Source organism: Streptomyces sp. NPDC026538 (assembly GCF_055567535.1).
The window spans coordinates 613,655-633,507 of the sequence record NZ_JBVHQG010000004.1 but is presented as its reverse complement, the minus strand read 5'-3'; the positions used below and the strand labels follow the sequence as shown (position 1 = coordinate 633,507).

The following is a 19,853-nucleotide window of genomic DNA, read 5'->3' as shown; positions in this document are numbered from 1 at the left end:
GCGCCGAGAGGGGTTATCGGTCTTTCGTGCGACGGCTCATACCAGAGCAGGACCATCTCCGGGGGACTTTGTCAACTGCCCGCCGCACATGATGCGTTGGCGACTACTGTGAGTGTCCGTCGGGCGACACGGGGCCGAATTCTTTTGCGGTCCCCTCGGCCGGCACCGCGATGGCGCATGCCCAACTCGCGCGGCCCGCGCGAGCAATTCAGGCCCGACGGACCAGTACGAGGACGCAGATGTCTCACCTCCGTGCACCGGCCGCCCGCGCCGACCGCCGTGAGGGCGGTCGGCACGGACGTCCGGTCGCCCGACCCGTTCCCGCGCTGCCCGAGACCCACATACGGCCTCAGCTGATGCGTCTTGCCGTGCTGCCACCGGTCGCGGTGGCGCTCAGCGGCTGCGCGGCCGTCCTGTTCACCATCCGCTCCACCGGGGCCCGGCCCAGCCTCACCCTGCTGGCCGTGCTGACCGGAGCGGTCTCGGTGACGGCCGCGGGCATCGTGATCGCCGTCGTGGCCGCGGGCCGCGCCGCCCGCTCGGTCGGCGACCGCGTCGGCATGCTGCGCCGCAACGCCGCCCGCGGCGAGGCCGACCTGCTGGCCCTCGTCGACGCGCTGCGCCGCGGCGAGACCCCGCCCCCGCGCAAGTCGCGCGGTGGACCACCCGAGGACGCCGACGACTTCGAGCTGCTCGCCGCCGACCTGTCCCGCGCGCACGACGGCGCCGTCACCGCCGTCGTACAGGCGGCCCAGCTCTCCAGCCAGGCCGGCAGCGAACAGAAACTGGAGGTCTTCGTCAACCTGGCGCGGCGGCTTCAGTCCCTCGTGCACCGGGAGATCTCGATCCTCGACGAACTCGAGAACGAGATCGAGGACCCGGACCTCCTCAAGGGCCTCTTCCACGTCGACCACCTGGCCACCCGGATCCGACGGCACGCCGAGAACCTCGCCGTGCTCGGCGGCGCCGTCTCCCGACGGCAGTGGAGCAACCCCGTCTCCATGACCGAGGTGCTGCGCTCCGCCATCGCCGAGGTCGAGCAGTATTCCCGGGTCAAACTCGTCCCGCCGATCGACGGCGAACTGCGCGGGCACGCCGTCGCCGACGTCATCCACCTCCTCGCCGAACTCGTCGAGAACGCCACGGTGTTCTCCGCCCCGCACACCCAGGTGCTGCTCCGCGCCAACCTCGTCACCTCCGGCCTCGCGGTCGAGGTCGAGGACCGCGGACTCGGCATGCCGGTCGGCGAACAGTCCAAGATGAACGCCCTGCTCGCCGACCCCGACCAGGTCAACGTCGCCAGCCTGCTGGCCGACGGCCGCATCGGCCTCTTCGTCGTCTCCCAGCTGGCCCGCCGCCACGGCATCAACGTCCGCCTCCAGACCAACATCTACGGCGGTGTCCAGGCCGTCCTCGTCGTCCCGCAGGGCCTGCTGGGTACGGCACCGGGCGCCCCCGGGGCGGTACCGCAGCCGCGCGACGCGGGGGCCGGGGGAGGTGCGCCGGGAGCCAGGGGTACGCGGCCGTCCGACGTCACCGGGACACCGGAGGGCGTCCATGGCGGCACCGCCGGACCGAATGCCGGACCCGGGGGCCGGCCGGCCGCCCCGGGCGGCGCGCCGCCGGACCGACGGCCCGCGCCGCAGCAGGGGCCGGCCACGGCCGGCGGGCGGCGTCGGCACGCGCAGCCCGAGGGCCCACCCGCACCGCTGCCGGTACGCGGCACCCAGGAGACCCGGCCCAACCCCGCCGAGGCGCTGCCGGGCATCCGCCCCGAGGACCGGCCCGCGGTCGCCGAGCACGCCGGCGCGCCGCCCGTCCCGCGCGTCGGCGCCGTGCGCGGCACCATGGGCAAGCCCCAACTGCCGCGCCGCCGCGCCCAGGAGCACATCGTCCCCCAGCTCCGCGGCGGCCCCGCACCCCGCCAGGACAACGAGGCGCCGGCCGGACACGACCCCGGTCTGATGGCCGCCTTCCAACGAGGCATCGGCCTCGCGGAGGCCCAGCAGCATCTGGAGGCCACCCAGACGGAACCGCCGGCCACCGCCGAGCCCCTGGGCGGGCCCCAGGGAGAGACCTTCTATACGGGGCTGAACGGTATGGGCGTCACTGACATGGGCGTCGCCGACAGGGGCGTCGACAACGGATCCGGTGTGACGACGTCCGGCGACGGTGCCGGAGGCGTGGCGAGCAGCGCCTCCCACGCCACACATGCGGACGGCACGCACATGGATGTCACGCACATGGAGGCCACACCTATGGGGGCCGCCCATACCGAGTCGGCACACCGGGAGTCGGCACACGGGGAGGCCGGGTACATGGCTCCCGACTACACAGCCCCGGACCGGTCGGCCGTGGACCGCAGGGCGTCGGATCCCGTGGCGTCGAACCCCATGGCGGTGGACCACTTGGGCCCGGACCGAATGGTCTCGGACCACCAGGGCTCCGACCACACGGGTCCAGCCCACGTGACCTCGAACCACCTGGGCCCGGCGCATACGGCCTCGAACCACCTGGGCCCGGCCCACACATCCCCAGACCACATGGCCCCGGACTACACGTCCGCGGCCCACACGAGTCGGGCACAAGGGGACCCCACCGACCCTCCGTCCGTGTCCCGAGCCCAGTCGCACTCCCCGGCCCTGCGCCCGGTGCGCACCTCCGAATTCCATGCCCGGCCCGACGGGAGCGCACCGGCCGGATGACCAGCACCGTCTCCACCCCCACCCCTACCCCCACCGCTCCCGTAGACCTTCGTACCCCAAGGAGTCGATCCACCATGGCGAGCGATGCGCCGACCGCCCAGGTATCCGACCTCGACTGGCTGATGAGCGGCCTCGTCCAGCGCGTACCCCACACCACCAGCGCGGTGCTGCTGTCCTGCGACGGGCTGGTGAAGTCCGTCCACGGACTCGACCCCGACAGCGCCGACCACATGGCCGCGCTCGCCTCCGGCCTGTACTCGCTCGGCCGCAGCGCGGGCGTCCGCTTCGGCGACGGCGGGGACGTCCGACAGGTCGTCGTCGAACTCGACTCGACGCTGCTGTTCGTCACCACCGCCGGCTCGGGCACCTGCCTCGCCGTACTGGCCGGCCGCGAGGCCGATGCCGCCGTCCTCGGCTACGAGATGGCGATGCTGGTCAAGAGCGTCCGCCCGTACCTCGTCACCGCGCCCCGGCAGCACGCTGTCGAACCCACGGCGATGAGGCCTTGAGGGTGGCGGCAGCCGGCGACGGGCCTTGGCTGGACGACGCGGCCGGACGCCTGGTGCGCCCGTTCACGGTCAGCAACGGCCGCACCGAGCCCAGCATCGCCTTCGACCTGATGTCGCAGGTGATGGCCACCGGGGCCACCCCCCTCGGCTACCTCGGCCCCGAGCACGCACAGGCCCTCGACCTGTGCCGCGCACCCGTCTCGGTCGCCGAGATCGCCGCGCACCTCAAACTGCCCGCCGTGGTCACCAAGGTGCTGCTCTCCGACCTCGTCGACTGCGGGGCGCTGACCGCCAAGCCCCCCGTCTTCCACCACAACCCCACTGACCGGTCTCTTCTGGAGGCAGTGCTCGATGGACTACGACGACAGCTGTGACCCCTTCCCCACCGCGCTGAAGATCCTGGTGGCCGGTGGGTTCGGGGCCGGCAAGACCACCTTCGTGGGCGCGGTCAGCGAGATCGCGCCGCTGTCCACGGAGGAACTCCTCACCACGGTGAGTGCCGCGACCGACAATCTCGACGGCATCGAGAACAAGGTCGAGACGACCGTGGCCATGGACTTCGGCCGCATCACCCTGGACCCCGAACATGTGCTGTACCTGTTCGGCACGCCCGGGCAGGAGCGGTTCTGGTTCATGTGGGACGAGCTGTCCGAGGGCGCGCTCGGCGCGGTCATCCTCGCCGACACCCGCCGCCTCGAGGACTGCTTCGCGGCCGTCGACTTCTTCGAGGAGCGCGGTCTCGGCTTCATCGTCGCCATCAACGAGTTCGACGGCTCCTACCGCTACGACCCCGAGGAAGTGCGTGCCGCCATCGACCTCGACCCGGAGGTCCCGGTCGTCCGCTGCGACGCCCGTATCTCCAGCTCCGGCGTCCAGACCCTGCTCACCCTCGTCCGCCATCTCATCGCCCACGCTCCGGTCTCCGCGCCGAGCCATGGCGCCCACATGTGATTCCCCTACACCCCTCACGGAGCCCATATATGACCCTCGTCCACAGCGACGGAGCCCGTCCATGAGGTATGACCCGCCGCGCCCGGCCGGTCGGCTGCTGCTCACGCCGGAGGACAAGGAGGCGCCGGTACGTACCCTGCGCCTCGGCCAACTGGGCCTCGGCGAGCACCCCGACCCGGAGCTGGACGCCTACGCGGACCGGCTCGCCGAGGTCACCGGGACGCCGTACGCCATGGTCAACTTCATCGGCGAGAACCGGCAGTTCTTCGCGGGGCTGCACCTGCCGGCCGTGCCCCCGCCGGTGGTGAAGCCCGACGGCACGACGCCGGTGCTGGGCCGTGAGCTGGCACGCGACCATGGGTTCTGCCCGCACGTGGTGGTCCGGCGCAAGGCGCTGGTCCTGGAGGACGTCTGCGACTACCCGCGGTTCGCGGGCAACCCGGTCGTGGACGAGTTCGGCATCCGCTCCTATCTGGGCGCCCCGCTCATCGACGGCACGGGGACGGTGCTCGGCACGGTGTGCGTGGTCGACGTGGAGCCACGGCCCTGGGGCCGGCCCGGTCTGGAGACCATCAAGTCGTCGGCGGCGGAGCTGGTGGCCCGCATCGAGCGACGCGAGGCGGACGGGCTCCCGCTGCTGTGACGACGGGAACGGTCCACGCACTAGCCGACCGGTCTAGTACTTTCGTACGCTGGTGGTATGGGACGCACGAGTGACGCCAAGCGAAAGATCCTCGACGCCGCCCGCTCGCTGATCGAGGGGCGCGGCTACTCGGCGCTCGGGGTGGCCGAGATCTGCAAGGCGGCCGAGGTGCCGAAGGGCAGTTTCTACTACTTCTTCGAGTCCAAGGAGGCCCTCGCGCTCGCCGTCGTCGACGAGCACTGGGCGGCCCAGAAACGCGAGTGGACGCGTGCCCTGACCGGTGAGGCGGAGCCGCTCCGGCGGTTGCGGCGGCTTTTCGAGGAGACGGAGGCCGGTCAGCGCGCCGTCCAGCAGGGCTGTGGCACGGTGGCGGGCTGCCTGTTCGGGAACCTCACCCTGGAGCTGAGCAACCAGACCGAGGTGGTCCGGGGGCGTCTCCAGGAGATCTTCGACGCGCAGGTCGGCATGGTGGAGTCCGTCATCGCCGAGGCCCGCGAGCGAGGCGAGGTCGGTGTGGCCGACACCCGGGAGGCGGCGCGGGCGGTGGTGGCCCAGCTGGAGGGCCAGGTGATGTTCGCCAAGCTGTACAACAACACCCACCGGCTGAGCCCCCTGTGGCAGAACTGCCGGGCCCTGCTCGGCGTGACAGAGGCCTGACGGAGTTCCGGGAGTGGCCTCGCAAGGGCTCGCAGGAGCCACGGTCCCTGGCTGAGGCCTCGCAGGAGCCCGACGGAGGCGTTGCGGTCGGAGGTTGCAGTGGCCTCGCCGGAGCCGGACGGAGGCCTGGTAGGGGCCCCGCAGCGGCGCAGCGGCCCCGCAGCGGCGCGGCAGTGGGGGCATGGCGGCGGCTCAGGTGTGTGTGGCCTCGGCCGGCCGTCGCCCTCGTACCGGCGCTGTGTGGTCCGCGCCCATGTGGTGCGGGAAGCCGATCCGCAGCGCGGCGGCGGCCGCGGCCGCGGTGAGGACCACCAGGGCGGCCAGCAGCAGAGCCTGGTGGTAGCCGTGGTGCAGCAGCGGGGCGACGACCAGGGGGCCCAGGATCTGGCCGACGGAGTATCCGGCGGTCAGCAGCGCGACGGAGCGCGGGAAACGCAGATGTGCCCCGGTGGCCAGCGCCAGGGTGCTGACGCCCAGGAACGTGGCGCCGAACAGCACCGCCGATCCGAGGGCGGCGGCCGTGCTCCCCGTGACGGCGGGCAGGGCGATGCCGGCCGCCTGGACGGTGAGCGCGGTGAGCAGCAGACCGGGTCGGGACCACCGGCGTCCCAGCCGGGCCCAGAGCGCCGAGGACGGTACGGCGGCCAGCCCCACCAACACCCACGCACCGCTGCCGACCCAGCCGGGGGAGCCCTGGCCGATCGCCGCGACCAGGAAGGTACCGGCGACGATGTAGCCGACGCCCTCCAGGAAGTAGCTGACGAACAGGGCGCCGAACCAGCGGTGGGTCCGGGCCGTCGTCCGGCTGCCGGACACCGGGACGGGCGGCGCGTCCTCGGGCCGCAGATTCCACGAGGCCGCGGCCAGCACCCCGGCGAGCGCGGCGGCGGCCCACCAGGCGGCCCGCCAGTCGGCGACCGACCGCAGGGCCAGCACCAGCAGGCCGGAGAGCGCGATGCCGGCCCCCACGCCGCCGAAGGCCCAGCCGGGCAGGTGCGCCGGGTGGTCCCGCAGATGGTGCAGCAGGGAAGCGGTGGCGATGACGAAGACCAGGGCGCTCGCTGCCCCGGCCGGCAGCCGCAGCACCTCCCACACCGCCGTGCTGCGGGTGAGGGGCATCGCGGCGAGCGTGGCGGTCAGCAGGAGGAGGGAGCCGCGCAGCACGGCGCGCGACCGGACCAGCGCGGGTACCAGGGTGCCGGCGAGGGCGCCCACGAGATAGCCGACGTAGTTGGCGGTGGCCAGGTTCGCCCCGGCACCGGCGGACAGGCCCGCCTGTGCGTGCATCAGGGGCAGGATCGGGGTGTAGACGAAGCGGCCGACGCCCATGCCCGCGGCGAGCGCGGCGCCGGCCCTGGCGACGTGGGTCCAGGCGGACGCGGTGGTCATCGGGTGCCGTCGACCCGGCCCGGATCGTTGGGGTGGGACTCCAGCGGGGTGACGGTGAGCGTCATCCACGGGCGCAGCGGCAGCGTGCCGAGCACCTTCTCGTGGAGTTCCTCCTCGTCGCCGGCGCGCCAGACGCCGATGCTGCGCAACTCGCCCACGGGGCGCCACAGCCGGGCCAGATGGCCGGTCGCGGCCAGTTCCGCCGCCCGGACGGCCTCCGCGGCCCGTCGCCGGTCGACCTCCTCCTGACCCGTGCCCTCGGGGACGGTGGTGGTGATCTCGACCAGGAACTCTCGCACGACGTGCTCCTTCGGCTCTCGGTGAGGTTCATCGTGCTCCCGTCATCGGCGCCGGTGCCACGACCGGCTGCCTCGCTGCTGGGAGGCGGGGCCTACCAGCGCGCGTAGCATGGCGCGCGTGGAACTGCGTCAGCTGCGGTACTTCGTCGCGGTCGCCGAGGAGCTGAACTTCGGCCGGGCCGCCGAACGACTGCTCATCGCGGGCCCCTCGCTCTCGCAGCAGATCAAGGCGCTCGAACGGGACCTGGGCGTCCGGCTGTTCGACCGGGACCGCCGTTCGGTCTCGCTCACCGCGGCCGGCGCCGACCTGCTGCCGCACACCCGGGCCCTGCTGGAGCGGGCCGACGACCTCCAGCGCCGGGCCGGCCGCCTTTCGGGTTCGCAGTCGGTACGGCTCGGTTACGTCAACTGGCTTCCCCCGGACCTGATGTCACGGACGGCCTCGGTGGCCCGGGTCCATGTGGACGCCTGGGTCGCCCCCTCGCACACCCAGGCCGCCCGGGTCGCCGACGGCAGTCTGGACCTCGCCGTGTGCTGGGTGCGCGCCGAGGACCTCGAACGGCTCGGGCTGCGGGCCCGGCTGCTCGGCGCCGACCGGCTGTACGCGGTCGCGAAGGGTACCGACACGGGTGATCTGCCGGCCCGGGACACCGACGTCCTCATCGACGACGACGTCACCTCGTGGGCCTCCTGGAACGTGTACGCCGAGGAGCTGACCCGGGCCGTCGGTGCCCGTGCCGTGCGCATCTCGGACGGTGCCGTCACCGGCCCCGCCTTCTTCGACCACGTCCGCCGCTGCACCCGCCCGGTCCTCAACTCGCCCAAGGGCCAGACCGTCCCGCTCCCGCCCGACCTGGTCCGCCGGGAGATCGTCGCGCCGAAGGTGTACTGGACCTGGTCGCTGGTCTGGCGGGAGAGCGAGGACCGCGGCGGGGTGCTGGCGGCCGTCGACGCCCTGTGCGACGGCGTCGGTGACCTCGGTGTCCACGCCGCGGACGCCTGGCTGCCCGCCGACGATCCGTACGCGCTCCCCGGCTGAGCCGCGCTGGGAGGCTGCGCCTCCCACACGGGAGGAAACCGATCCTGGCGCCCCCCACGGGCCCGAACTACCTTCCAAATAGTCGACCGGTCGGCTAGTAACCGGTCAGCCACTACGAAGAAGGTCACCATGAGCACGCAGAACCAGAAGGTCGCGATCGTCACCGGCTCCTCGCAGGGCATCGGCGCCGCCCTCGTCGAGGGCTACCGCAAGCTCGGTCACGCCGTCGTCGCCACCTCGCGCACCATCGCCCCCGCCGACGACGCCGACGTACTGACCGTGCAGGGCGACATCGCCGACCCGGCGATCGCCGAGCGGGTCGTCGCCGCCGCCGTCGAGCGGTTCGGCCGTATCGACACCGTGGTCAACAACGCCGGCATCTTCGTCGCGAAGCCCTTCACCGACTACACGGCCGCCGACTACGCCGCCGTGACCGGCATCAACATGGACGGTTTCTTCCACCTCACCCAGCGGGCCCTGCCGCAGCTGCTCGCCCAGGGCGGCGGACACATCGTCAGCGTCACCACCAGCCTGGTCGACAGCGCGGACGCCCGGGTCCCCTCCGTCCTGGCCTCCCTCACCAAGGGCGGTCTGCAGTCCGCGACCAAGTCCCTGGCGATCGAGTACGCCACCCGCGGCATCCGCGTCAACGCGGTGTCGCCCGGCACCATCAAGACGCCCATGCACCCCGCGGAGACCCACGAATACCTCGCCGCCCTGCACCCGGTCGGCCGGATGGGTGAAGTGAGCGACATCGTCGACGCCGTGCTCTTCCTGGAGAACGCGCCGTTCGTCACCGGCGAGATCCTGCACGTCGACGGCGGTATGAGCGCCGGACACTGACAGTTCGTCACATCATCAGCCAAGGAGCGGACATGACCACGAACACGGGCGACTCGGCGATCCTGAGCGGGGTGCTCGACCGGTGGCAGGCGGCCGTCAACGCACACCAACCCGAGCGCGTCGCCGCCCAGTTCACCGAGGACGCCGTCTTCCAGGGACTGCACCCCTACAGCGTCGGACGGCAGGGCGTCGCCGACTACTACGACTCCCAGCCCCTCGGGATGAAGGCCGCGTACCGCGTCCTGGAGACCCGGCGGCCCGCGGACGGCGTCGTCCTCGGCTACCTCGCCGTCGAGTTCTCCTTCACGGACCGGCCCCCGCTGGACGTGAAGCTCTCGGTCCTCGTGACCCGCGCGGGGGACGACTGGTACATCGGCCACTACCAGGTCTCCCGCCTCGACTAGGCCCGGCGCGCGGCGTCCTGCGGGCGTGAAGTGGAGCTGTGGCGGCGGTTAAGAAATCCTCGATGGACCCGAGGCGCCCGGATACGGCAGATTGCTGTGCGATTCCACCCCCCTCCCCGGCCGCGGGACGCTTAGGCGTGCCCGCGGCCGGGACCTCACGCACAGGAGCCGTAGCGTTGAAGGCACTGGTCAAGCAGAAGGCGGAGCCCGGCCTGTGGCTCGCGGACGTGCCGGAACCCACGGTCGGACCGGGTGACGTACTGATCAAGGTGCTGCGGACCGGTATCTGCGGAACCGACCTGCACATCCGGGCCTGGGACGGCTGGGCCCAGCAGGCGATCACCACACCGCTGGTCGTCGGGCACGAGTTCGTCGGCGAGGTCGTCGGGACCGGCCGCGACGTCGTGGACATCAAGACCGGCGACCGGGTCAGCGGCGAGGGCCATCTCGTCTGCGGCAAGTGCCGCAACTGCCTGGCCGGGCGGCGCCACCTGTGCCGGGCCACGGTCGGTCTGGGCGTCGGCCGCGACGGCGCGTTCGCCGAGTACGTCGCGCTGCCCGCCGGCAACGTCTGGGTGCACCGCGTCCCCGTCGACCTCGACGTGGCCGCGATCTTCGACCCGTTCGGCAACGCCGTGCACACCGCGCTCTCCTTCCCGCTCGTCGGCGAGGACGTCCTGATCACCGGGGCAGGGCCGATCGGTCTCATGGCCGCCGCCGTGGCCCAGCACGCGGGCGCCCGCAACGTCGTGATCACCGACGTCAGCGAGGAGCGCCTCGACCTCGCCCGCAAGATCGGGGTGAGTCTCGCCCTGAACGTGTCGCAGGCCCGGATCGCCGACGGACAGCGGGAGCTGGGGCTGCGCGAGGGCTTCGACATCGGCCTGGAGATGTCCGGCCGCGCCGAGGCGCTCCAGGACATGATCGCCAACATGACGCACGGCGGCCGTATCGCCATGCTCGGCCTGCCCGCCCAGGACTTCCCCGTCGACTGGGCCCGGATCGTCACCTCGATGATCACCATCAAGGGCATCTACGGCCGCGAGATGTTCGAGACCTGGTACGCGATGTCCGTGCTCCTGGAGGGTGGACTCGACCTCGCCCCCGTGATCACCGGCCGCTACGGGTACCGCGACTTCGAGGCGGCCTTCGCCGACGCCGCCAGCGGGCGTGGCGGCAAGGTCATCCTCGACTGGACCCTCTGACGACAACCAAGGACTGATGATGTTCGACTCCGTGCGCGACGACCTGCGCGCCACCCTCGACGAGATCCGCGCGGCCGGCCTGCACAAGCCCGAGCGGGTCATCGGCAGCCCGCAGTCCGCGACCGTCAACGTGACCGCGGGCGGCCGCCCCGGCGAGGTCCTCAACTTCTGCGCCAACAACTACCTCGGTCTCGCCGACCATCCCGAGGTGATCGCCGCCGCCCACGAGGCCCTGGACCGCTGGGGCTACGGCATGGCCTCCGTCCGCTTCATCTGCGGCACCCAGGAGGTCCACAAGGAGCTGGAGGCACGCCTCGCCGGCTTCCTCGGCCAGGAGGACACGATCCTCTACTCCTCCTGCTTCGACGCCAACGGCGGTGTCTTCGAGACCCTCCTCGGCGAGGAGGACGCGGTGATCTCCGACGCCCTCAACCACGCCTCGATCATCGACGGCATCCGCCTCTCCAAGGCCCGCCGCCTCCGCTACGCCAACCGCGATCTGGCCGACCTGGAACGCCAGCTGAAGGAGGCGCAGGGCGCCCGGCGCCGGCTGGTCGTCACCGACGGCGTCTTCTCCATGGACGGCTATGTGGCGCCGCTGCGCGAGATCTGCGACCTCGCCGACCGCTACGACGCGATGGTCATGGTCGACGACTCGCACGCCGTCGGCTTCGTGGGCCCGTCCGGCCGCGGCACCCCCGAGCTGCACGGTGTGATGGACCGCGTCGACATCATCACCGGCACCCTCGGCAAGGCCCTCGGCGGCGCCTCCGGCGGCTACGTCGCGGCCCGCGCCGAGATCGTCGCCCTGCTCCGCCAGCGCTCCCGCCCCTACCTGTTCTCCAACACCCTCGCCCCGGTGATCGCGGCGGCCTCGCTGAAGGTCCTCGACCTGCTGGAGTCCGCGGACGACCTGCGGGTCCGGCTCGCGGAGAACACCGCGCTGTTCCGCCGCCGGATGACCGAGGAGGGCTTCGACATCCTCCCCGGCGACCACGCCATCGCCCCGGTGATGATCGGCGACGCGGCGCGCGCCGCCCGGATGGCCGAGCTGCTCCTGGAACGGGGCGTGTACGTGATCGGCTTCTCGTATCCGGTGGTGCCGCAGGGGCAGGCCCGGATCCGGGTGCAGCTGTCCGCGGCCCACTCGACGGAGGACGTCAACCGCGCGGTGGACGCCTTCGTCGCGGCCCGGGCGGAGCTGGCGGCCTGAGCACCCCGGACATATTGCAATAATCGAGCCATGATCGAGGCGCGGCGGCTCCACATCCTCCGTGCGGTGGCCGACCACCGCACCGTGACGGCGGCTGCCGCCGCGCTGTATCTGACCCCGTCGGCCGTCTCGCAGCAGCTGGCGGCGCTCGAGCAGGAGACCGGTCACCGCCTGGTCGAGCGCAGCGCCAAGGGCGTACGGCTCACCCCGGCCGGTGAGATCCTGCTCGGCCACACCAACGCGGTCCTCGCCCAGCTGGAGCGGGCCGAGGCCGAACTGGCCGCCTACGGCTCGGGCGACGCCGGCACGGTCACCGTCGCGGCCTTCGCCACCGGCATCGCCCAGGTGGTCGCCCCGGCCGTGGCCCACCTCGCCCGCACCGCCCCCGGCATACGCATCCGCGTCCAGGACGCCGAGGGCGACGCCAGCCTGCCGATGGTCCTGGACCGGCAGGTCGACGTCGCCGTCGCCGTCGAGTACCGAGGGGCGCCGTCCGCCGACGACCCCCGCCTCACCCATGTCTCGCTGTACGCCGAACCCTTCGACGCGGTCGTCCCGCTCCACCACCGCCTGGCCGGGGCCGACGAGGTCCCCCTCGCCGAGCTGGCCAAGGACGCCTGGATCGGCCCGTACCCCGGCAACCCCTGCCATGACGTGGTCGTCCTGGCCTGCGAGAGCGCCGGCTTCCAGCCCCGCCTCGAACACTCCTCCGACGACTTCCGGGCCGTGGTGGCGCTGGCCTCGGCCGACGCGGGGGTGGCCCTGGTGCCCCGCTCCGCGCTGCGCGGCATGGACCTGACCGGTGTGGTCGTACGTCCCGTCGACGGCATCGCCCCGACCCGCCGCGTCTTCGCCGCCGTACGACGCGGAGCGGAGGGTCATCCGCTGATCCGCCCGGTGCTGGAGGCACTGGGCGAGGCGGCCCGGCTGTGAGCCTTCCTTAAACGCCGGCGTCTCATATCAGGGATACCGTCCCGGATATGAGACATGACGAACCGGCGGAACGAGACGAGACGGCCGCGGAACGAGGCGAACCGGCGGCGGAACGAGGCGAACCGGCGGCGGAACGAGGCGAGACGGCGGCGGAACGAGGCGAGACGGCGGCGGAACGAGGCGAACCGGCGGCGGAACGAGGCGAGACGGCCGCACCCACCCCCACCCCGGACGCGGCCCTCACTCCCGCCCTCGGTGCCGCCCTCACGCTCGTCCTCGGCCCCGCCCCCGATCCCGTCGACGCCCGCCTCGGCAGCCGCCTCGCCGAACTGCGGTCCGAACACGGCTGGTCCCTGGGGGAGTTGGCGGAGCGCAGCGGAGTGAGCAAGTCCACCCTGTCCCGGGCCGAACGGGCCGAGACCAGCCCCACCGCAGCCCTCCTCAACCGGCTCTGCAACGTCTACGGGCGGACCATGTCCCAGCTGCTCAGTGAGGTCGAGGCGGCACCCGCGCCGGTGCTGCGCGCCGCCGAACAGCAGGTCTGGGAGGACCGCGCCGCCGGTTTCGTCCGGCGGTCCGTGTCACCACCGCACGGCGGGCTGCGCGGTGAACTCGTGGAGGGCCGGCTCGCGGCGGGCGCGGACATCGCCTACGACCGCCCACCGGTGCCCGGCCTGGAGCAGCACCTCTGGGTGCTCGACGGGAGCCTCGCGGTGACCGCGCAGGACGTCGAGCACCTCCTGGACACCGGCGACTGTCTGCGGCTGCGGGTGTGGGGGCCGACCCGGTTCCGGAGCGCCGGCCCGGGGGAGACGCGGTACGTCCTGGCGGTGGTGCGGCCATGACGGCACTGCGCCTCGGGGCGGACCAACTGGCCGAGCGAATGGGGGAGTTGGCCGAGCTGCTTGCCGACACCGTGAACGGCGGGGCGTCCATCGGCTTCCTCGCGCCCTTGGGGCGGGAGCAGGCCGCCGCCTGGTGGCGGGGGCGGTCGCAGGCCGTGGCCGCCGGCAGCCTCGCTGTCTGGGTGGCGCTGGACGACGCCGACCGCGTCGTCGGCACGGTCGGCCTGGCCTTTCCCTTCCCGGACAAGCCGAACAGCCGGCACCGTGCCGAGCTGGTGAAGCTGATGGTCCACCGCGAGGCCCGCGGCCAGGGCATCGGGCGGCGGCTGCTGACCGTCGCCGAAGAGGCGGCGACCGCCGCCGGCGTCATCCTGCTCCATCTGGACACCGAGACCGACAGCCCCGCGGAGCACCTCTACCGCACGGCCGGCTGGACCCGGGCCGGAGTCATCCCGGACTACGCGGCCGACCCCGGCGGGGTGCTGCGGCCCACGACCCTCTACTACAAGCACGTCGGAGCTCTGACCAGCTGACTGTCAGTGGCAGGGGCTACGGTGCTGGGCATGCCGGAAGCCGAAGACGTACGCCGTGTCGCGCTGTCCCTGCCGGACACCAGCGAGAAGACCGCCTGGAGCATGCCCACGTTCCGGGTCGCCGGGAAGATGTTCGCCACGCTGCCCGAGGACGAGACCTCCATCGCCGTGCGCTGCCCCAAGGAGGAGCGCGACGAACTGGTGCTCGCCGAACCGGACAAGTTCTGGATCGCCGGTCACGAGGCCCAGTTCGCCTGGGTCCGGGTGCGGCTCGCCGCCCTGGAGGGCGAGGCCGAGCTGCGCGACATTCTCGCCGACTCCTGGAGACAGGCGGCCCCGCCCCGACTCCTGGACGCCTACCCGGAGGTGGGGCTGCCGGGCCCGGACTGAGACCCACCGCCCCGGCGCGTACGGCTGTGGTCTCCAGGTCGGGTCGTCACCCCGCCCGGGCAAAAGCCGTGCGCGACCACCTGCCCGAGTGCGGTATTGTTTCCTTGCGCGTTTCGACCGGGGAAATCCCAGGTCAGACGGCACCGGGACGTGGCGCAGCTTGGTAGCGCACTTGACTGGGGGTCAAGGGGTCGCAGGTTCAAATCCTGTCGTCCCGACGGTGCGAAGGGTCGTCGCAGGCGGAAGCCTGTGGGGGCCCTTTTTCGCGTGGACCGCACCCGGCGTGCGACCGCCGTGGCGTGACCGGCTCCTGTCCGCCGCCCCCTTCATCGGCGCCACGAAACCAGCCGGGGCATCTCGGCGTCACCCTCCCATGCCACGGCCCGGATCTTCTGCCCGGCCGGCGACTCGGCCCGCCCCTGGACGGCCCTCAGGCCCGTGGCGTAGCCGTCGCCGCGTCTCACCGGCGAGATCCGCGAGGCGCCCCGCATCCGCGGGTGACCGCATATCCACCGGAAAAGTCTGAACGAAATCGTCAACAATCTGGTCGACAGGTATTGCGCCGAGTTTGCCGGAAGGCTACGTTCCTGCGCCGTACGGCCATGGCCGAGGTGGAGCGGGGCTGCCGGCCCCTCACCGGTGTCGTGGTGCCCCGCACGCTTCCCGATCCGTCGATCGAACGGAGATTCGAGCATGCCCCGGCTGTTGAGATGGTGCAGGGCGAAGTCGGCGGCCTTCCTGGCCACCCTCGCCGCCACCGTGGCGCTCGTGACCGGCGCGAGCCTCGCACTCGCCTACGGTGCGACCGGCAACGCGCACGCCGCCGACTCGGTGTCGGCGAATGCCACGACGACCAGCAGCACCTCCTCCGGTATCGCGCCGGCCATGTCCTGCTCCGGGACAGCCCAGCTGGACCTGGCGAGCGCCGTCCCCGGCGTCCCCTTCGAGATCACCTCGGCCACCGAACTGGCCGCGAGCGGCAACACGCTCGGCAACTGGGCCGCCTGTGACGTGAAGGGCGTGATCGCCCCGCAGATCCACTTCGAGATCAAGCTGCCCGAGACCGGCTGGCAGGGCGACTACCTCCAGGTGGGCTGCGGTGGCCTGTGCGGCAACACCAACGTGACCAACGCGCCCGCCTCGACCGGCTGCGTCCCCCTGACCACCGGCGCCTTCGCCGTCGCCTCCAGCGACGAGGGCCACTACCAGGGCGGCGGGCTCTTCTCCAGCGACCCGACGCTGCGCGCCGACTTCGGCTACAAGTCCGACCACGAGCTGGCGCAGGCGTCCAAGGTCGTCATCGAGAAGTACTACGGGCAGGCGGCCACCCACTCCTACTTCGACGGCTGCTCCCAGGGCGGCCACCAGGCTCTCACCGAGGCCCAGCGCTACCCGACCGACTTCGACGGCATCATCGCCGGCGCCCCGGCCAACAACTTCACCGCGCTGAACACCTTCTCGCACGCCTGGACCGCCCAGTCCGTCTACCTCGACGGCGGCCCGGCGACCATCACCAACGCCGACCTCGCGGACCTGCACAAGGCCGTGCTGAAGGGCTGCGGCGCCCCCGCCGACGGGATCATCGCGGACCCGCTGAGCTGCACCTGGGACCCGGGCACCATCCAGTGCGAGGCCGGCCGGACCTCGACGTCCGACGCCTACTGCCTGACCGCCGACCAGGTGACCACCCTGCGCCGGATCTACGCCGGACCGACCGACGAGCACGGCAAGCTGCTCTACCCGGGCTACCAACTGCGCGGCTCCGAGCTGAACTGGGCCGGGATCATCACCCCGGCCACCGCCACCGGCGCCTCCGGTGACATCGGCTTCGTCCGCGAGACCCTGCGCTACCAGGTCTTCGACAGCCCGCAGCCGGCCCTGACGTACAAGGACATCAAGTTCACGGCCGCCTACTACAAGAAGGTCATGCAGCCCAACGAGGGCATGTACGACGCCACCGACCCCGACCTCAGGGCGTTCAAGAAGGCCGGAGGCAAGCTCATCCTCTGGCACGGACTGGGCGACCAGCACATCCCCTCGGTCGGAACCATGGCCTACTACCAGGCGGTCGAGAAGGTCATGGGCGGCGAAGCGGCCACCAAGAGCTTCGCGCGGCTGTTCCTGCTCCCCGGTGTCGCGCACTGCGGCGGCGGCCAGGGCCCGGACACCTTCGACGCGCTGACCGCGATCACCGACTGGGTCACCCAGGGCGACGCCCCGGACAGCCTGACGACCCGCTCGGTCGACAGCGGCGGCAACACCACCGCGTCCCGTCCGGTCTACCCCTTCCCGTACTACGCCAAGAACACCACGGGCGGCTCGGCCGCCGACGCGAGCAGCTACACCCCCGTCAAATCCACCGCCGAGGCCGGCCTGAAGCTCGACTGGCTCGGTTCCTTCCGCTCCGGCTACGAGACGGTCGGCAACTGGGTCGGCGGCAAGTGGCTCGTCACCAGGGGCAAGTCCTGACCCCGGTCCACCTCGAGCGCTGAGACCGTCGCGGCCCCCGTTTCGGACGGGGGCCGCGACGGCGTCGGAGGCGGGAGCCGCTCACGTCACCTGCGCCGGGTCGCTGGGGTGGCGGGTCAGCGGCACCGCCTCGACCCCGCGCCAGCCGGCCACCGTGAGGGAGTGCGGGATCTCCCGCGGCCGGTCGGCCCCGGGCGCCTGCCACAGACCGATGGCGCGGCCCCGTCCCGGCAGCGTCCACAGGCGGATCAGCCCACCCTCGGCGGCCACGTCACCTGCCTGCTTCGACCCCGCCGGGCTGTCGGAGCCCGTTCCGGACGGTCCCTCCGCGGCGAACGTGACCAGGTACTCCTCGCTGTCCGCCGCGACCGGGACCGCGCCCCGGCCCGGATCGGCGGGGTGCGGGCCGAGCTCGGTGGGCTCGTCGGTCCGCCAGACGCGCAACGGCATCGCGGCGAGCGTGCGCTCCAGCGCGTCCGGGTCCGCGTCGTCGAACAGGCCGATCGAGCGCCATTCACCCGGCCCCAGCGGCGGCCGCCACAGGCGCAGCAGCCGCCCCTGCGCGGCGAGTTCGCGGCTGTGCGCGGCCTCCCGCGTCCGGACCTCGGCCACCTCGCGCTCCGTCGTGCCGTCCGGCACCCGGGTGGTCATCGTGACCAGGTACTCCATCTCGGCCCTCCTCGGTGGTCGCCCTTCCAGGATCGGCCCGGCCGGCATCCCGCGCTCTTCCGGCGTCCGGCCGGAGTAGTCTGGAGAGTGAGAGTTTGAAATCTCAAACATTCGCTCATCGGAGAACGTCATGCGCGTCGCGATCACCGGGTCCACCGGACTCATCGGTTCCGCCCTCACCCGTTCCCTCCTCGCCGACGGCCACCGCGTGCTGCGGCTGACCCGCGGCCGGAGCGCGCCACGACCCGCCGACGGCAGCGAATCGGCGTCCTGGGAGCCCGGTACCCGGCTGGACCCGGCCGTGCTGGATGGCGTCGACGCCGTGGTGCACCTGGCCGGAGCCGGGATCGGCGACCGGCGCTGGACCGAGACGTACAAGCAGCAGATCCGGCTCAGCCGTCTCCAGGGGACGCGCACCGTCGCCGAGGCCTGCGCCGAGGCCGCCGAGCCGCCCCGGGTCCTGGTCTCGGCCTCGGCCACCGGCTACTACGGCGACACCGGCGACCGCGTCGTCACGGAGGCCGACCCGGCCGGGAGCGACTTCCTGGCCTCCGTCTGCGTGGGCTGGGAGGCCGCCGCCGGGCCGGCCGAGCGGGCCGGCGTCCGGGTCGTCCACCCGCGTACCGGTCTCGTGGTCTCCGCCGACGGCGGCGCCTGGCGCAAGCTGTTCCCGCTCTTCCGGTTCGGCCTCGGCGGCCGGCTCGGCTCCGGCGACCAGTTCTGGCCCTTCATCTCCCTGCCCGACCACATCGCCGCGCTCCGCCACGTGATCGACCACGAGGACATCGCCGGACCGCTCAACTTCACGGCCCCCGAACCGCTGACGAACCGTGAGATCACCCGTGCGACGGGCCGGATCCTGCGCCGGCCCACCCTCGCCGCCGTCCCCTCCTTCGCGCTCAAGGCCGTTCTCGGCGAGTTCTCCGTGGGGGTCACCGGCAGCTGCCGCGCGGTGCCCGCGGGCCTGCTGAAGGCGGGCTTCACCTTCCGGCAGCCCGGCATCGACGACGCCCTTCGCGCGGCCCTGCGAAAGAGCTAGCCGACCGGCCCGGCTCCCCGGTGGCCGCAGGAGTATTCGCCACGCACTCCTCGGTCTCCTGGCCGACCGGGCCGCCGGCGGCTACGACCTGCTGAAGCTCTTCGACACCACGCCGGCCCCTGTCTGGCCGACCACCCGGAGCCGGCTCTACGGGGAGCTGAACCGACTGGCGGCGGCCGGGCTGGTCGGCGTCTCGGCGGAGGGGCCGCGGCGGGGCAAGGAATACACGGTCACCGAGCGGGGGCTCCAGGAACCGCGCGACCGGCTGGGCACGCCGGCACGACGGCAGCCGCGCCGCAGCGAACCGCTGCTCAAGGTGTTCTTCCTGGAATTGGCCACGGACGAACAGGCCCGCGCGGTCCTCGCCGAGCGGGCGGAGCGGGCCACGGCCGGCCACCGGTGGCTCACAGCGCTGGGATCCGGTCCGCCCGACGGGTACGGCCCGCTGACCGGCAACGGCCGGATCGCCCTCGAATACGCCCTGCGCCGGCCGAGACGGAGCGCGAGTGGGCCCGCTGGGCCGCCGAACAGCTCGGCTGAGCGGCGTCGGCGGCACCCCGGCCTACTCAGCCCACGCACCCCACGTGTGCCAGGGCCTGCTTCAGCAGCACGCCGTGGCCGCCGGGCATCTCGCTCTGCACGGCCTCGGAGACCGCCTCCCGCGGGCTGAACCACACCAGGTCCAGGGCGTCCTGACGGGGCCGGCAGTCCCCGGTCACCGGCACGATGTAGGCCAGCGACACCGCGTGCTGACGCGGGTCGTGGTACGGCGTGACGCCCAGCGTCGGGAAGTACTCGGCCACCGTGAACGGCTGCAGGGAGGCCGGCACCCGGGGCAGCGCGACCGGGCCGAGATCCTTCTCCAGGTGGCGCAACAGGGCGTCGCGGACCCGCTCGTGGTGCAGGACACGGCCGGAGACGAGGGTCCGGCTGACCGTTCCGTCCGGGCCGATGCGGAGCAGCAGCCCGATGCTGGTGACTTCGCCGCTGTCGTCCACACGTACGGGCACGGCCTCCACGTACAGGATCGGCATACGGGCGCGAGCCATCTCCAGCTCGTCGGAGGACAGCCAACCAGGCGTGGTTTCGGTCATGTCAGACATTGCTTGATCATACTT

Annotated in this window: 20 protein-coding genes, 1 tRNA gene and 1 pseudogene; 18 read left to right on the top strand and 4 right to left on the bottom strand. The window is 72.4% G+C overall.

The features are described from left to right. The first annotated feature begins 239 nt into the window (after positions 1-239). The 6 genes from ACZ4N4_RS19860 to ACZ4N4_RS19835 all read left to right on the top strand — a co-directional run bounded on the left by ACZ4N4_RS19860 (position 240) and on the right by ACZ4N4_RS19835 (position 5,465). Positions 240-2,705 (top strand): ATP-binding protein, encoded by a 2,466-nt coding sequence (locus ACZ4N4_RS19860; protein ID WP_467590366.1) that lies wholly within the window; start codon positions 240-242, stop codon positions 2,703-2,705. Between the two features lie 74 nt (positions 2,706-2,779). After that, positions 2,780-3,214, top strand: coding sequence for a roadblock/LC7 domain-containing protein (locus ACZ4N4_RS19855; RefSeq protein WP_046728213.1), 435 nt, complete (start codon positions 2,780-2,782; stop codon positions 3,212-3,214). A 2-nt stretch (positions 3,215-3,216) separates the two neighbouring features. Next, positions 3,217-3,588 carry a DUF742 domain-containing protein gene (locus ACZ4N4_RS19850; protein WP_351705625.1) on the top strand — a complete coding sequence of 124 codons (372 nt, stop codon included), beginning with the start codon at positions 3,217-3,219 and terminating at the stop codon, positions 3,586-3,588. After that, positions 3,566-4,165 (top strand): GTP-binding protein, encoded by a 600-nt coding sequence (locus ACZ4N4_RS19845; protein WP_351705628.1) that lies wholly within the window; start codon positions 3,566-3,568, stop codon positions 4,163-4,165. Before ACZ4N4_RS19850 ends, ACZ4N4_RS19845 begins: the two co-directional genes overlap by 23 nt. 61 nt (positions 4,166-4,226) lie before the next feature. Continuing rightward, positions 4,227-4,808 carry a GAF domain-containing protein gene (locus ACZ4N4_RS19840; protein WP_467590362.1) on the top strand — a complete coding sequence of 194 codons (582 nt, stop codon included), beginning with the start codon at positions 4,227-4,229 and terminating at the stop codon, positions 4,806-4,808. Between the two features lie 57 nt (positions 4,809-4,865). Then, positions 4,866-5,465: a TetR/AcrR family transcriptional regulator gene (locus ACZ4N4_RS19835; RefSeq protein ID WP_453567827.1), complete on the top strand. Its 600-nt coding sequence runs from the start codon at positions 4,866-4,868 to the stop codon at positions 5,463-5,465. Between the two features lie 192 nt (positions 5,466-5,657). Here the strand turns inward: ACZ4N4_RS19835 and ACZ4N4_RS19830 are convergent, their stop codons facing one another. Continuing rightward, complete coding sequence (locus tag ACZ4N4_RS19830) at positions 5,658-6,854, bottom strand: YbfB/YjiJ family MFS transporter (protein WP_467590359.1); 1,197 nt, start codon at positions 6,852-6,854, stop codon at positions 5,658-5,660. After that, a complete protein-coding gene (locus tag ACZ4N4_RS19825; protein WP_467590357.1) occupies positions 6,851-7,153 on the bottom strand; it encodes a muconolactone Delta-isomerase family protein in 303 nt (100 codons plus the stop codon). Before ACZ4N4_RS19825 ends, ACZ4N4_RS19830 begins: the two co-directional genes overlap by 4 nt. A 109-nt stretch (positions 7,154-7,262) precedes the next feature. On the opposite strand from ACZ4N4_RS19825, the gene ACZ4N4_RS19820 reads away from it, so the two are divergent. The 11 genes and pseudogenes from ACZ4N4_RS19820 (at position 7,263) to ACZ4N4_RS19770 (ending at position 17,027) form a co-directional block, all read left to right on the top strand. Next, on the top strand, positions 7,263-8,192 hold the full coding sequence (locus tag ACZ4N4_RS19820; protein WP_467590354.1) for a LysR family transcriptional regulator: 930 nt from the start codon (positions 7,263-7,265) through the stop codon (positions 8,190-8,192). A gap of 129 nt (positions 8,193-8,321) precedes the next feature. Then, positions 8,322-9,035, top strand: coding sequence for an SDR family NAD(P)-dependent oxidoreductase (locus tag ACZ4N4_RS19815; protein WP_467590351.1), 714 nt, complete (start codon positions 8,322-8,324; stop codon positions 9,033-9,035). A 32-nt stretch (positions 9,036-9,067) separates the two neighbouring features. Continuing rightward, positions 9,068-9,439 (top strand): YybH family protein, encoded by a 372-nt coding sequence (locus tag ACZ4N4_RS19810; protein ID WP_467590348.1) that lies wholly within the window; start codon positions 9,068-9,070, stop codon positions 9,437-9,439. A gap of 176 nt (positions 9,440-9,615) precedes the next feature. After that, positions 9,616-10,644, top strand: a complete 1,029-nt coding sequence (tdh, locus tag ACZ4N4_RS19805; protein WP_467590345.1) for an L-threonine 3-dehydrogenase — start codon at positions 9,616-9,618, stop codon at positions 10,642-10,644. Between the two features lie 19 nt (positions 10,645-10,663). Continuing rightward, entirely contained in the window at positions 10,664-11,857 is a 1,194-nt protein-coding gene (locus ACZ4N4_RS19800) for a glycine C-acetyltransferase (protein ID WP_450758462.1), read from the top strand. Positions 11,858-11,887: 30 nt separating this feature from the next. Next, positions 11,888-12,790 carry a LysR family transcriptional regulator gene (locus ACZ4N4_RS19795; protein WP_467590341.1) on the top strand — a complete coding sequence of 301 codons (903 nt, stop codon included), beginning with the start codon at positions 11,888-11,890 and terminating at the stop codon, positions 12,788-12,790. 287 nt (positions 12,791-13,077) lie between these two features. Further along, positions 13,078-13,635, top strand: a pseudogene (locus ACZ4N4_RS19790) (helix-turn-helix domain-containing protein); the annotation flags it as partial. After that, the gene (locus tag ACZ4N4_RS19785; RefSeq protein WP_467590338.1) at positions 13,632-14,168 is read left to right on the top strand and encodes a GNAT family N-acetyltransferase; all 537 of its coding nucleotides are present in this window, start codon (positions 13,632-13,634) and stop codon (positions 14,166-14,168) included. The pseudogene ACZ4N4_RS19790 and the gene ACZ4N4_RS19785, both read left to right, overlap by 4 nt. Positions 14,169-14,198: 30 nt before the next feature. After that, complete coding sequence (locus ACZ4N4_RS19780; RefSeq protein ID WP_453567855.1) at positions 14,199-14,558, top strand: MmcQ/YjbR family DNA-binding protein; 360 nt, start codon at positions 14,199-14,201, stop codon at positions 14,556-14,558. Positions 14,559-14,702: 144 nt separating this feature from the next. Then, a tRNA-Pro gene (locus ACZ4N4_RS19775) sits at positions 14,703-14,776 on the top strand. Positions 14,777-15,251: 475 nt separating this feature from the next. Beyond that, positions 15,252-17,027, top strand: a complete 1,776-nt coding sequence (locus tag ACZ4N4_RS19770) for a tannase/feruloyl esterase family alpha/beta hydrolase (protein ID WP_467590335.1) — start codon at positions 15,252-15,254, stop codon at positions 17,025-17,027. 81 nt (positions 17,028-17,108) lie between these two features. Here ACZ4N4_RS19770 and ACZ4N4_RS19765 read toward each other — a convergent pair whose 3' ends face one another. Beyond that, positions 17,109-17,696, bottom strand: coding sequence for a muconolactone Delta-isomerase family protein (locus tag ACZ4N4_RS19765; protein ID WP_467590332.1), 588 nt, complete (start codon positions 17,694-17,696; stop codon positions 17,109-17,111). 130 nt (positions 17,697-17,826) lie between these two features. Between ACZ4N4_RS19765 and ACZ4N4_RS19760 the strand changes: the two genes are divergently transcribed. Further along, positions 17,827-18,735 carry a TIGR01777 family oxidoreductase gene (locus ACZ4N4_RS19760; RefSeq protein ID WP_467590329.1) on the top strand — a complete coding sequence of 303 codons (909 nt, stop codon included), beginning with the start codon at positions 17,827-17,829 and terminating at the stop codon, positions 18,733-18,735. A 566-nt stretch (positions 18,736-19,301) separates the two neighbouring features. On the opposite strand, the gene ACZ4N4_RS19755 is transcribed toward ACZ4N4_RS19760, so the two are convergent. Beyond that, entirely contained in the window at positions 19,302-19,829 is a 528-nt protein-coding gene (locus tag ACZ4N4_RS19755) for an NUDIX hydrolase family protein (RefSeq protein WP_351705827.1), read from the bottom strand. Between the last annotated feature and the right edge of the window lie 24 nt (positions 19,830-19,853).

Coding starts and splice junctions, on each gene's coding strand:
- ACZ4N4_RS19810 (WP_467590348.1), top strand. CDS start 9,068: ATGACCACGAACACGGGCGACTCGGCGATCCTGAGCGGGGTGCTCGAC.
- ACZ4N4_RS19815 (WP_467590351.1), top strand. CDS start 8,322: ATGAGCACGCAGAACCAGAAGGTCGCGATCGTCACCGGCTCCTCGCAG.
- ACZ4N4_RS19820 (WP_467590354.1), top strand. CDS start 7,263: ATGGCGCGCGTGGAACTGCGTCAGCTGCGGTACTTCGTCGCGGTCGCC.
- ACZ4N4_RS19835 (WP_453567827.1), top strand. CDS start 4,866: ATGGGACGCACGAGTGACGCCAAGCGAAAGATCCTCGACGCCGCCCGC.
- ACZ4N4_RS19795 (WP_467590341.1), top strand. CDS start 11,888: ATGATCGAGGCGCGGCGGCTCCACATCCTCCGTGCGGTGGCCGACCAC.
- ACZ4N4_RS19845 (WP_351705628.1), top strand. CDS start 3,566: ATGGACTACGACGACAGCTGTGACCCCTTCCCCACCGCGCTGAAGATC.
- ACZ4N4_RS19785 (WP_467590338.1), top strand. CDS start 13,632: ATGACGGCACTGCGCCTCGGGGCGGACCAACTGGCCGAGCGAATGGGG.
- ACZ4N4_RS19855 (WP_046728213.1), top strand. CDS start 2,780: ATGGCGAGCGATGCGCCGACCGCCCAGGTATCCGACCTCGACTGGCTG.
- ACZ4N4_RS19760 (WP_467590329.1), top strand. CDS start 17,827: ATGCGCGTCGCGATCACCGGGTCCACCGGACTCATCGGTTCCGCCCTC.
- ACZ4N4_RS19770 (WP_467590335.1), top strand. CDS start 15,252: ATGCCCCGGCTGTTGAGATGGTGCAGGGCGAAGTCGGCGGCCTTCCTG.
- ACZ4N4_RS19780 (WP_453567855.1), top strand. CDS start 14,199: ATGCCGGAAGCCGAAGACGTACGCCGTGTCGCGCTGTCCCTGCCGGAC.
- ACZ4N4_RS19860 (WP_467590366.1), top strand. CDS start 240: ATGTCTCACCTCCGTGCACCGGCCGCCCGCGCCGACCGCCGTGAGGGC.
- ACZ4N4_RS19765 (WP_467590332.1), bottom strand. CDS start 17,696: ATGGAGTACCTGGTCACGATGACCACCCGGGTGCCGGACGGCACGACG.
- ACZ4N4_RS19830 (WP_467590359.1), bottom strand. CDS start 6,854: ATGACCACCGCGTCCGCCTGGACCCACGTCGCCAGGGCCGGCGCCGCG.
- ACZ4N4_RS19840 (WP_467590362.1), top strand. CDS start 4,227: ATGAGGTATGACCCGCCGCGCCCGGCCGGTCGGCTGCTGCTCACGCCG.
- ACZ4N4_RS19755 (WP_351705827.1), bottom strand. CDS start 19,829: ATGACCGAAACCACGCCTGGTTGGCTGTCCTCCGACGAGCTGGAGATG.
- ACZ4N4_RS19800 (WP_450758462.1), top strand. CDS start 10,664: ATGTTCGACTCCGTGCGCGACGACCTGCGCGCCACCCTCGACGAGATC.